At 42.6% G+C, this 12,524-nt stretch carries 6 protein-coding genes; 3 read left to right on the forward strand and 3 right to left on the reverse strand.

What is annotated here, in order from left to right; genetic code table 11:
- Nucleotides 1–146 precede the first annotated feature (146 nt).
- From DWW90_RS17800 to DWW90_RS17815, 3 genes are all read right to left on the reverse strand, one after another.
- Nucleotides 147–3,782: an Ig-like domain-containing protein gene (locus DWW90_RS17800; RefSeq protein WP_122345956.1), complete on the reverse strand. Its 3,636-nt coding sequence runs from the start codon at nucleotides 3,780–3,782 to the stop codon at nucleotides 147–149.
- A gap of 20 nt (nucleotides 3,783–3,802) precedes the next feature.
- Nucleotides 3,803–7,732 (reverse strand): DUF6383 domain-containing protein, encoded by a 3,930-nt coding sequence (locus tag DWW90_RS17805; RefSeq protein WP_147382448.1) that lies wholly within the window; start codon nucleotides 7,730–7,732, stop codon nucleotides 3,803–3,805.
- 724 nt (nucleotides 7,733–8,456) lie between these two features.
- Nucleotides 8,457–9,395, reverse strand: coding sequence for a tyrosine-type recombinase/integrase (locus DWW90_RS17815; protein WP_122345959.1), 939 nt, complete (start codon nucleotides 9,393–9,395; stop codon nucleotides 8,457–8,459).
- Between the two features lie 555 nt (nucleotides 9,396–9,950).
- On the opposite strand from DWW90_RS17815, the gene DWW90_RS17825 reads away from it, so the two are divergent.
- From DWW90_RS17825 to DWW90_RS17835, 3 genes are all read left to right on the forward strand, one after another.
- Entirely contained in the window at nucleotides 9,951–10,373 is a 423-nt protein-coding gene (locus tag DWW90_RS17825) for a hypothetical protein (RefSeq protein ID WP_122345961.1), read from the forward strand.
- 125 nt (nucleotides 10,374–10,498) lie between these two features.
- Nucleotides 10,499–11,347, forward strand: a complete 849-nt coding sequence (locus DWW90_RS17830; protein WP_122331189.1) for a DUF3737 family protein — start codon at nucleotides 10,499–10,501, stop codon at nucleotides 11,345–11,347.
- Nucleotides 11,348–11,359: 12 nt separating this feature from the next.
- The gene (locus tag DWW90_RS17835) at nucleotides 11,360–12,520 is read left to right on the forward strand and encodes a MalY/PatB family protein (protein WP_122345962.1); all 1,161 of its coding nucleotides are present in this window, start codon (nucleotides 11,360–11,362) and stop codon (nucleotides 12,518–12,520) included.
- The last annotated feature ends 4 nt before the right edge of the window (nucleotides 12,521–12,524 follow it).

Below are 12,524 nucleotides of genomic sequence, written 5' to 3' on the forward strand. Positions count from 1 at the left end.
TTTTTTACATAACGCTCCTTTACTGATCCCACCGGATAGATACTCTTTCACTACTAATATACGGAACTCTTCCGTATAATTTCGATTGTGTCGCTTTTCTTTACACATTTTTATTTTCTAATTGTGTAAACTTTTTTCCGTACAAGTCACTCAGGATTCGTACTGGTCCACTTCACATCCTTCTTAGTTGCACCGGTCGGAGTAACAGTAGCCACTAACTTTTCAGATGTCAGGCGTGGCAACGTAAGCGTTGTTTTGTTAAGGGAGATACCGGTAACGGCAGTTCCTTCACCCGGGGTGTCGGTGCCACCGCCTTCGCTGCCGGATTTGAAGGTGATTGTCATAGTGAAGTCTTTGCTTGGAGTTTTAACTGTCCAATACAATGACTTACCTTGTGAATCTTTATTATCACTGATACCACTCAAACCATCTCCCGCAATTTCATCGATCACACCACTCTTAGAAGTAATTGTCAACTGCATACCGGTCGGGATCAGATCTCCTTCCTTAACTTCGGCACCGTCCGATTTGGTAATCGATACGCTACCGCCATTCACGATTTTCACACCCATCTTATACATCTGGACATCCGACAAGCTGACATATACTTTCTGATCTATTAAACCAGAAGTATAATTATTATCCGACGGAGTGAAGATGATTCCAAACTCACCTGCTGCCTCTACCGACTTATCTTCGCTCCATGCAAACGAACCGGCAACACGCATTCCATTCATTTCAACAGAACCACCATTCAAGCTAATAACAGAAAGAAGCGTGCCTTTCAGTACCGGACTGGCAGTCGGTAAAACGATTGTTGTATTCGCACTTCCAGCCTCGATTTTTGCCGGATTAATCTTCAAAGTTCCTACTTTTGTTGCAGCTAATGCCTTATGTGTATCCGTTTCTGCACAAGCGGCATAAACATCATACGTACCGACATTTATCGGTTCGACAATGGCACCGTCTTTCTTATAAGTAAACTGCCATTCATTAACAAAACTTGGCAACTTGCTTAAATCGGATCTGACATCGATCATTTGGGATGTATATGGTTTCTCTATCTGTTGTTCCTCTGTTACAGTAACGGAGGTTTTCTCAACAAAAACATTTTCAGCTTTTATGGTTATAGCAGCATCTGTAACCTTGAATGAATGATTAGTATCCAATGTCACGCCGGAAATTCCACTCCATTCTACAGAATACCCTTCATCCGCTCTCAACGTAAGTGTAATAGTCTGGCCTACATAGATAAGATCCGCACTTATATCAGCATCTCCATTTTTGAAACCGACTGTTCCATTAGTTGCTCCTGATATAGTGATAGTTGCTTTTGCGTTTGCAGCTTTAGTCTTTTCGTCTGTTGAGCTGAACACCTGAGTTTTAATTTCAGATAAATTATCATCGTCCGGCTTGAAAGTGGCATTAACAAAAGTAGGTGCATCTGCTTTCGTCATCCTTGCAGATTTCATTTCGTTAAAATCCCAACTTCCTGCTACTGTCATACATTTTGCAAGTTCTTCAGCAGACTGATTTGCTGCCGGAATATCCAAAATACCCGGTTTAGCCTGTTCTATCTTCAGTGTGCGTTTAGCCTCAAACTTCTGATATACGGCATCAGCCGGACGGGTAATTTTTACTGTATAAGTCTCAGCATTTAACGGGACATCGACCGTTTCACCTTTTGAGTTCGTATAAGAGAATTCGAAGCCTGCCAGTTTGTTGGCCGTTTCTACCACATACGGTTGTGCGTTACCGTTGTATGTTACTGTCGTCTCTTCCGGATTCAGGATCGAGAGTGGCGACAGCGTTCTTACATCGGCAGAGATATTGACAAGACCTTCTATTGTAATGTCGCTATTGTTCTCCACAGGTTTGTTGTTCACCAAGATTGCTGCCAATCTATACTTATCCGCATCATTTGCCGTAGCCGATATATTCAACGTTTTTCCATATTCATATTTCTGAGTAGAAACACCAGAGAATTTAACCCGACCGAGGTCGTCTACTGTCACCTGATACTCTTCGAGTTCAAATTCAGCAGAAATGCTTAGCTCGTCATGATTTACAGTAACTAAATTATCTTTGATATCATCACCATCAACTCGTAAGGATTTCAACCGATACCCTTTGTTCGGCACAGCGATCGCATTCAGAACCGTTCCTTCATCATATGAAGCATTAGGACTAACGGTCTTTTCTCCGCTTTTCAAAACAATAGCACCATTACTGGCTGGAACGACATTAACCATAAACTTGTTAGCCGGTTTATCCTGGAAAGTTGCCGCAATCTCATAACTGCCGCCGGATACTCCTCCTACGGTAAAGCTGGTTGCTTCCGTCGCTGGAGCATTGTTAGCCTTACTGGGTGGTGCTGTATATGTATATCCGACTTTCACCACTTCCTGGTCTTTGCCGTTTTTTACTCCCGGTTTAGCGTTAATCGTCAAGATGCTTCCGACTTCAACAGCTGTGCCTCCTGCAGTCAAACTTAATTGCTTCGTGCCGTTCCATATTTCAACGGTACCACCATCAACGTTAGCCAATTTAACTGTACGTGTCGCCTTTTCAAATGTTGCAGAAATGACGGCATCGCCTTCCGGTGTAAATGATCCTGTTACAGCCGTTTCTTCTCCACTTGTACCTCCTGAAATAGAAGGAATACTCGTCCATCCTGTAAATTTATAACCGGCATTCGGTGTAGCCTTTACTTTCATCTCTTTAAAAGTGGTGTATGAACTTTCATTCTTCGCAATATACCGATTGTCCACCGTTGCACTGTCAATAACGACAGTACCACCGGCTGTTTGCTTGACTGTGATTGTGGCAACTTTGCGGACGTTGATGCCAATATCAGCTGTAACCGTATTATAGAATGCAGCTGAATCTGGGGTAAAGATCGCTTTATACTTATTACTACCTGAAGCACCGGCTTTCACCAATGTGTTCGGGTCCATCCATGCCCAAGTACCCTTGATAGCGGTCGAGCCGGATGTTACAGTGCCACCCGTAATGGAAGCCGAAGCCAAAGTTTGGCCTTCTATCAAAACATCCGGGCAAGATTGTTCAGAGGCTGTTAACGCCTTTTTGTTGTTGACAGTCATCGGGATAACCATATTAACAGCTTTATGATCAACCGTTTCATCAGTTGTAAGCTTAACATAATATGTTCCGGCTGTTGTCATATTTGCAAGTAGAATAGACGTCGTACATTCTTTATTACTATAATACTCCTTAGTTAAAGTAACATTCGGAACGGTAGTAACCGATACGTCAGTTGCTCCACCAGTTTTTACAATCTGTTCCGTCCCTGAAACCGTCACCTTCACTTCCGGTTTATCAGCCCAAGTGATCATGATATCCGTTTTCTCATTCAACGCTCCCAGATCTATGGAGTAGTTGTTTACTTTATCGAAAGAGACTGTTCCTTTATCTGCGTCTTTCTGCTGTGGATTTGTTGCAGCTTCAAATGTTTTCTTATCGCCATTAACAGTAAAGGCAGAGATCATCTTTCCGGCATCGGCTTTCATTCCAACTTGGACAGAAGTACCGTAAACCAGCTTCTGGTCTTTTACCGCACCTCTACAAAGAACAGAATCATATGTAGATGTTCCTGATTTCATTGTCATCAGTGAGTCGGAACCTCCCCCATTATTTGTCACATTCAGCGTCACCGAGAACGTCGGGACGTCGGGCGCAGCTTTTGTATCTATATTTTGTGCGTATATCGTCGGGGCCACTGCGAGGAGGGCGAGGGATATAACGGATTTTATATTTTTCATATTTACTATCGTTTTAATTGTTACTTAACTATTACTTTCTGTCTGTTTACAGCGTAGATACCGGCAGGAACAGCGATCTGTGCGCCATCGTTTACGCGGGCATTGTAGTGAACACGTCCCAACATATCGACAACGATAACCTGCGTAGGTTCGGCCGTATGGATCGTGATCGTTCCATGTCCTGTTTCCACAAAGTAACCTTCCACCGGAACAATTTCATTGCCAGTCGGCGTATCACCAATGCGCAACGAACGCAGTGTGCTTGTCGTTGCCTCGTCAGCCAATACGAAGCTCTGGAATGCCTTGATTGTCGGATTAACCATACGATCAAACGTCTTTCCGTCGTCACTCAGGACATAAGCAGTCTGTGTCAGCGTCATATCGGACAGGTTGGGATTGGGGTAAATCTTGAACTTGACAGTTCCTCCAGCCTTTGTTGTTACAGTCGGAGCATTCGGTTCAGCTTTTGTTGCCAAAGAAAGATTAGAACCTGTTGAAGTAACGACAATCGAACTATCCTTTTCGGAAGCGATGATACATGCTGCCGCAGGAGTAGCGTCCTTACCCGTTACGGTAAACTTCGGTTTATCGGCTTCAATACCAGCTGTCCAAACACCGTCTCCGTCAAAAGCTGTAGTCTTGATATCTTTATCACTTGCCACATCCTTAACAGAACCAATCGTGAACGGGAATCCGAATGCCTTCCAAACCTTCGTTGTTCCATAAGTCAACTGAACGGCATTAGCAGTTACAGCTGCATTAGCAACCAGTTGTGCACCTTCTGCCATAAAGACTGTATCCAGAGACATAGCTACGTTAATCGTCAAAGTAGCACCGTCAGCGATTTCTACAGAACGGTTAGCGTTAATGGCATTATACCAGATCGTATTGCTATTAATTTTCACACAGGTATTACCAACAGAGGTTGTTGTAAACAGCTTATCATCATCACGTTTCAAATAGAAAACAGGCTTGTTACTTCCAACTGTCGCTGCAAATGCTTTAGCTGCACTCTCTCCGGTAACCAGGAATGCGTCTTTACATTCGATGATGATACTGTCGGGAATGGTATAAGTTGTCGGAACGGTGTCTTTTAAATTTAATGTTGTTAAAGCTGCAGTTACCTTAATAGAGGTTGCGACAATACTATCGCCAGGATAAGCAACAGGAGCTACAACATCAATTTCACCTTTGGATACAACTGACTTTTTATAAGGCCGAATCAGAGCACGCGGTAATGACATTGCTGCATTACGAATAGTATCGTCTCTCAAAACCAAGAAGCTATTACTTCCATCTGCTTTCAATATCTTTGTGTTACTGTCTGCTGAAATCTTATTGTTATAACGATCCATAAAACCATTAGGATCTGCGATGTTATTATAATCGACCATCACTGGTGTACGCATTTCATCCATATTATTAACTGTACAACGAATCATTTCAACAGAGCAATGTGTACTTGGCTTCACAGAGGTCCAAGTAGTTTCTCCAGCACCACCAATCTGAAACACAAAAGGAGCAATAAAACCTCCTATTGCTTCAGGAATACCTGCAGCCGGTTTATTTTGTATTGTACAATCAGTCAATTTAACCGTAGAGTAATCTGTTGCTTCAAAAACGATGACACCAAAACCATTTGTTTCACCGGCTTTTCCAACACCGGTAAAAGTCGTATTGCTTGCTTCTAAAGTCATGTAATCCGCTCCTCCTTCGCGATGAGCACCCTGCATATAAAAAGCACCCCAACCATAAACCTTTGAATCATTGATTACAAAATGCTGTTTAGGTGACTTGATCCATATAGAATAATGATAATTATCGCCCACAGATAATTCAGAGCCATTGATGGTATAAGTTGAATTATCAGCTCCTTCAGTTAGAATACATCTAAGCCCACTCAATGAATTTACATTCTCATTTGATGCTATTTTAGAATCAGTCATAGAGAAGTTGCAAAAACCTTTTTTATTGTAGAAGCCGATCTGGTTACCCTTAGTTAAATTGATATTTACTCTTAGTAAAGCAATCGTTGAAGATGTAACTTCTTTTAAAGAGATGGCTTCTCTTTTGTCAGATGTTCCTGGAGCTACAGGAATAATATCGACATCTGTTAATGACAAATTCGTTTTAGATTTTGTGATATCAATCATCGGAGTTACAACAGCGGTTGTCGTATTTTCAACTTCAGTCAAAGTCAGATTCGTTAAGATAATATCCGTTGTATCGCTTGGAGCAATAGTCCAATTCCCATTCACAACACACTTTGCCTTACCACTACCAATAACCGCAAACGACCTATCCAACGTAATATCCGTCGTCAACTCTTGCTTGTCTGTAGCTGTCCAAACAATGCCATCCACCGTTGCACCGCCATATGTAAACAGGGAGTCCAGTTCGGAGACATCAGTCATATTAGCCAGTTTCTTACCGGCAAGTGCGGTTTCGTTCAGTTCGTTTGTCCAAGTCAGAACTGCATTTGCAACCTTGAAACCGGAACTTAGTTTTGCCATCTGCCAAGTAGTTTTCCAATCAGCTTTCTCCTTCGTTTCAATGCTTACAAAAGAAAGACGTTGTTCAATGCTTCTTGCTAATACAGAATTAGGGTTATATGTATTCGGATTTTCTTTTGCATTATAAGCAATCTTTATTGTCTCTTCCAACAAGCTATTACCGGTCAAAGTAAAATGAGGATTGGCATAGCCTTTTCCCCTACTACTATCAACCGTTATACGTACGCCATGGCTATTGCCTTTCGTATGTAAATCTGTAGCAACGACTTTTGTTGCATTAACATTCAATCCTCCACCGGCATTATTAAATAGATTCACGTTCGTTATATAAATAGTTGAGTCCCTATTTTCCGTTGTTCCTGTAATCAAGTCCAAAGCCGTTGCATTCACCCCGTCTATTGTCAGATTCTGAACAGTTGAACCGGCTGAGTTTCCGTCAAACTTCAGTAAATAATAAGACTCACCTTCTTTAGCTTTGAAACTTCCTGTAATTGTATGACCGTTACCTTCTATCACTACCGGTTGCCTTACGTTAATGATACCATGAAATGCGCCAATAGAACTTTGAGCTATAACCAAATCATTAATATCCAAGTCTTTTTCGATAGAGATAGTCTTTACTAAGCCTTCTGAATGAGCAGTAGCATCGTTAACCATACCGGCCAAAAGATTCTGAAATTCAATTGCCGAATTTACCTTTACCGTTTTTGTTTCAGAATCATATTTACTTGTCCAGGCTGTTTTCTTCCAAACATATTTACTATCTTCTATTTTATAAAAATAATGATAGCCTTTCCATCCTTCAACATTAAACCAATCTTCTTTTTCTTTATAATCAGCCCATACCTGGAGCGGATCATTCAACTGGCTTGTTTTATCCAATGTAAAAACCGGAGTAGTGTTCTCTTTTTTATTTTCCAAATTGACACTACCCCATACATGGTTCCCAACGACCAATCCGGTTGCATTTACATTTGATGAATTGTTAACCAATCCAATGCCGCCGTTACCCAATAGCCTTACATTATTCAATGTTACCAGAAGCCCTGCATCTGTGCCTCTTTGATATACCGTTAAATCGTTATATCCTTTTCCATCAGCAGGCGTGGCATCTTTGCGATCATTCTTTAATGTCAGATCCTTTAATTCTACAGTACCGGATGTTCCGTCAACAACCATAATGTTCTGTAATGCAGTACCGGAAATAGTGAAGCCTTTTCCGTCAAGCGTTAAAGATTTACTGATTGTAATAGCCGATCCGCTTTCTGCGTTTGCATCCTCAATATCACCGGTTAAAGCAATCGTTTCGCCAGCTTTGGCGCCATCAATGGCTGCCTTTAATGTTGTCAGAGAATTGATCCCCTCCGCATGTAGCCAACCGACACTTGTCGTCAACCCTATACTGACGGCAAGCAAAAAGTGTAATTTTCGCTTCATAAGCTTAGTTTTTAATGTGAGTAATTAATTTGAAATAAGTTCTTAATAATTATTAGTTGGTATAATGTCAACCTAAGGATCGATATGAGTATCGAAACAAAGGTCAACACAAGTGTCGAAGCAGGAGCCGGCACTCATGTCGAAACAGAGGCCGACTCCTATATCGAAGCAGAGGTCGATAGGAAAAAGCTAAGGGTTAGTGCTTATAATTCCTTCGATCCCTCTACCTCTTTTTCTAATGTCAACAAAATCATTTTTTCTGTTACCATAATATTTTAAATTTAAGTTGCCCGTTGGTGAGGCGGGAACTACCAATACAATTTTTACCCTTATTTATGATATAAGGGTAAAGACAAAATTCCAGACAGTTTTTTGAGCTTACACGAAAAGGGGAAATCCTCTAAACATACAGAATTGTTCTGTTTTTGAAGTGATATTTTAAAGGTAGGGAAACTTTTATTTTATATCGTTAATCAAGCTTCGTTAAAAGCAATACAGTTCCGGTCCATCCTATACCCTTATCTCGATATATCTTCTCCAGACAGGTTATAAAACAGATATTGACTGAATTTTTATCAATAGCCTTTGATTATTTTTCCAAATTGTGAGATTTTCCCTTGTTTTTCATCTTTTTTATTACAACCTTTGCAACGTAGTTCTTGAATTAAGGGGCGTGGCGAATATATAAATAGTTGTAACAGAGTGAACAAACAGCCATTTCTCCTTATATCATAAATAAGGGCACTTTCTCTTTCCTTATCAATTTTTCTACTTTATTAATTACTAATTCATTGGCATTTCCTATCTCGCGGGTGTCGAGCCGTGCCAGATAGTGGTGAGTCATTTTCTCCGATGTATGTCCCAGGGCCTGGCTGATCACATTTATGGCTATATGTTGGCGATAGGCTTCCGAAGCCCAAGTGTGGCGAAACACATAACTTGTCATCGAGACAGGTAAATGCAGCCGCTCGCCAATCTCTTTCAGCCGGCGGTTATGCACGGCAAGCAGGGCTTTATACTGCTCGTGGCTGGTATTCTCCGACAACAGGGGAAACAGATAAGGGGAAGCCGGGTCAGCGTAGCGGTCGATCAAAAACTTCATGCCGGGACTGATCCGGATCTGAATCAGTGTTCCCGTTTTCTGGCGATGATAGGTCAGTATCCGGCCGCCTTCGCGGATATTATCTTTTGTCAGATGTACCAGATCCACAAAAGGCATCCCACAAGCCATAAAGCAAAACAAGGCAAGCCCCGCCGCCTGCGCCTGGTCCGGATGGTCTTTATAATTCAGACGGGCTATCTCCTCCATCACATTCACCGTCACTGCACGTTTCGCCGTCTCTTCACGTTTCAACCGTATCCCTTCAAACGGGTGTATCTTCGGCCTGTAGCGCATTTCCCGGCAAATCTTGTTATACATCGCCCGGAAACAGCTGATATAGCTGTTCACCGTATTCACACATAGTCTTTCATTTCTCAAAGAAGACATAAAATCTATCACCTGCGGGGGCCTCAAATCTTTATACGAGAACACTTCCTTCCCGCAAAAGCGGAAGAAGCGGTTCCGTACCGCCCGGTACAAGTCGGCGGTACTCTCCGCACCGGCTTCTCTTTTCTTCCTTTCCTGCTTTCGCATCGATTCATAAAAATTTTTCTTTTCCATAAGCTATTCACCTCTGTTTTAAAAAGGTAAATATACAACAGAAGATCGGAAAGAATAGTTATCACTCTCCCCCTTAACCACCGGCTGATCATCGGGGATTCTGATTTTGACAGAACTGAACTATCCCGTTCCCGCGCTCCGACGCGGGATCGCAAAGGAACAGGTTTTATCCAAAACTGGTAAATGATGATTTATGGGTCTGTAGAGATGCATGCCTGTACATCTCTACTCGTGCCGCAGGCTATTTTGCGATCCCGCGTCGGAGCGCGGGAACGAGGTAATTCACTTTTTCTTAAATACGAATTTCTATTTCTTAAATATGATCCCTTATAACTTTCAACTTTCACCTCTTAACTTTCAACTGTCCCGGGGGGCTTATTGTATAAAACGCATTTTTCAGGTAAAAAAAAGGCCTGAAAGCAAACAAATGTTAATCCGCTTTTTTGACCTCAAAAAAGGACTTTGTACTCTTTTCCGGGAGTCTTTAGGCAGGGAAGTCAACCTTTATTTCATTTTCGCGGTACTTTATCGCCATGAAGACGGTCGCCGTACCCTATGAAGACGGTCACCATTCCAATGAAGACGGTCGCGAGGGCGATGAAGACGGTCGTCGTGGCGACAAGCTCCCGGAACTTCCTTTGCATATTTGAGACGCAGTCCGTCTTCGTTTTGCTACAGGCGATTCTCCGGGAGTTAAGCTTTATCACTTTGCCAGCATTTATGCCTTCCGGCAATCAAAAAGAATTCTTTTCGGAACGGGCTGCGCACCTCACCCCACCTATTGTCAGACAAGAAGGGATAAACATGGAAGAAAGTCAAACCAAAATCGATCAAGATTTCGGACGAAATAGAAAAACCGCCGAAAAGAGGGTTATTGTAAATTCCGTGTTAGAAACATTGCAATATCCTGTAATAAATACTATATTTGTCTACCAAGAATACGTGCGACACAATCTCCTTCAACAATCAGTAATATAGGTAATAATACCTGTAATTTGTCTACAAAGCAAGAGAAAGCTTTGGTGTACATTTGCAATGTAGAAAACAGGATATCATTTTAAAGAATATCCGGAATAAATAAATTAATAATGAGTAATTGAATAATGGAACAGATTAAAAACAGGGAATACGGAGGTGAACGCCCCCTATTCGCCACCCATGATCTTCAACTGGAAAACGTAATAATCCATACGGGGGAATCCGCATTAAAGGAATGTAGTAATATCATCGCTGTAAACTGCCGTTTTGAAGGGAAATATCCTTTTTGGCACAATGACGGATTTGTTATCAAGAACTGCCTCTTCACGGAAGGCGCACGCGCCGCACTCTGGTATTCCCGAAACCTGCAAATGACAAACACGATAGTGGAAGCTCCGAAAATGTTTCGCGAGATGGACGGGATAAAGTTGGAAAACGTACAAATCCCCAATGCACTGGAAACTTTCTGGCACTGCCGTAACGTCGAACTGAAGAATGTGCAGATCGACAAAGCGGATTATCTGTTTATGCACGGCGAAAATATCCGTATCAAGAACTATTCCCAGAACGGGAACTATTCCTTCCAGTATTGCAAGAACGTAGAAATCCGGAACGCGGTCATTAACTCGAAAGATGCATTCTGGAACACAGAGAATGTGACGGTGTATGACTCCGAGCTGAACGGTGAATATCTGGGATGGCATTCGCACAACCTGCGCTTGGTTAATTGCAAGATTTCCGGCACACAGTCACTTTGTTATGCACATAATCTGATTATGGAAAACTGCACAATGGCGGACGATGCCGACCTGTGTTTTGAATACAGCAGCGTGCAAGCAACCATAAACGGCCCCGTGCATAGTGTGAAAAATCCAAGTAGCGGCAGCATTACAGCCGAAAGTTATGGTGAAATCATCATCGACGAGAATATTAAAGCACCCGGAAACTGCGAATTGAAATTGTGGGATAATTAATACATTCGACAAATGAAATATAACTTTGACGAGATAATTCCCCGTCGCGGGACAAACTCTTATAAATGGGATATGGCAGAGGATCACGATATCCTGCCAATGTGGGTGGCCGATATGGATTTCCGTACGGCTCCCGCTGTAATCGAAGCATTACGGAAACGGGTGGAACATGGTATTTTCGGGTACACGAAAGTTCCTCCCGCCTATTATGATGCAATCGGAAACTGGTTCAGACGGAGGCACGGCTGGAAAATAGAGAAAGAATGGATCATCTATACGACAGGTGTCGTCCCGGCCCTTTCGGCAGTTATCAAAGCACTGACAGTTCCCGGCGACCGGATATTGGTGCAGACGCCGGTCTATAATTGCTTCTTCTCCTCCATCCGAAATAACGGATGCGAAATAATCGCCAATCCGCTTATCTATGCGAATGAGACCTACAGGATCGATTTCGAGGACCTGGAGAGGAAAGCGGCCGATCCTAAAGTAAAACTGCTCCTGTTGTGCAACCCGCATAATCCGGCAGGAAGAGTCTGGACACGGCAGGAGTTGACGCGCATCGGAGAAATCTGCCTCCGTCATCATGTGTGGGTCGTAGCAGATGAAATCCATTGCGAATTGGTCTTTCCCGGACATACATACACTCCTTTTGCTTCGATCTCGGAAGAATTCCTGATGCATTCCGTCACTTGCACTTCGCCAAGCAAAGCGTTCAACCTGGCAGGATTGCAGATTGCCAATATCTTTTCTGCCGATGCGGACGTACGTGCCAAGATAGACAAGGCGATCAACATCAACGAAGTTTGCGACGTAAATCCGTTCGGTGTCGAAGCGCTGATGGCCGCCTACAACGAAGGAGGAGAATGGCTGGAAGAGTTGAAACGCTACCTTCTCGACAATTATGATTACCTGAAAATGTATTTCAAAGCGCATCTTCCGCAATATCCCGTGACGGCGTTGGAAGGCACCTATTTAGTATGGGTCAATTGCTCGGTTCTGAAACAATCCTCCCAAGATATTGCACACGCATTGCTCGATAAAGAAAAGCTATGGGTGAACGAAGGCAGCCTATACGGCGAAGCGGGCGAGAATTTCATCCGCATCAATATCGCCTGCCCCCGTAAAACCCTGGCCGACGGATTGGAAAGGCTGAAACTTGCATTAACAATATGAAGGC

It is taken from the genome of Parabacteroides sp. AF17-28 (assembly GCF_003479205.1).
GTDB lineage: Bacteria > Bacteroidota > Bacteroidia > Bacteroidales > Tannerellaceae > Parabacteroides > Parabacteroides acidifaciens.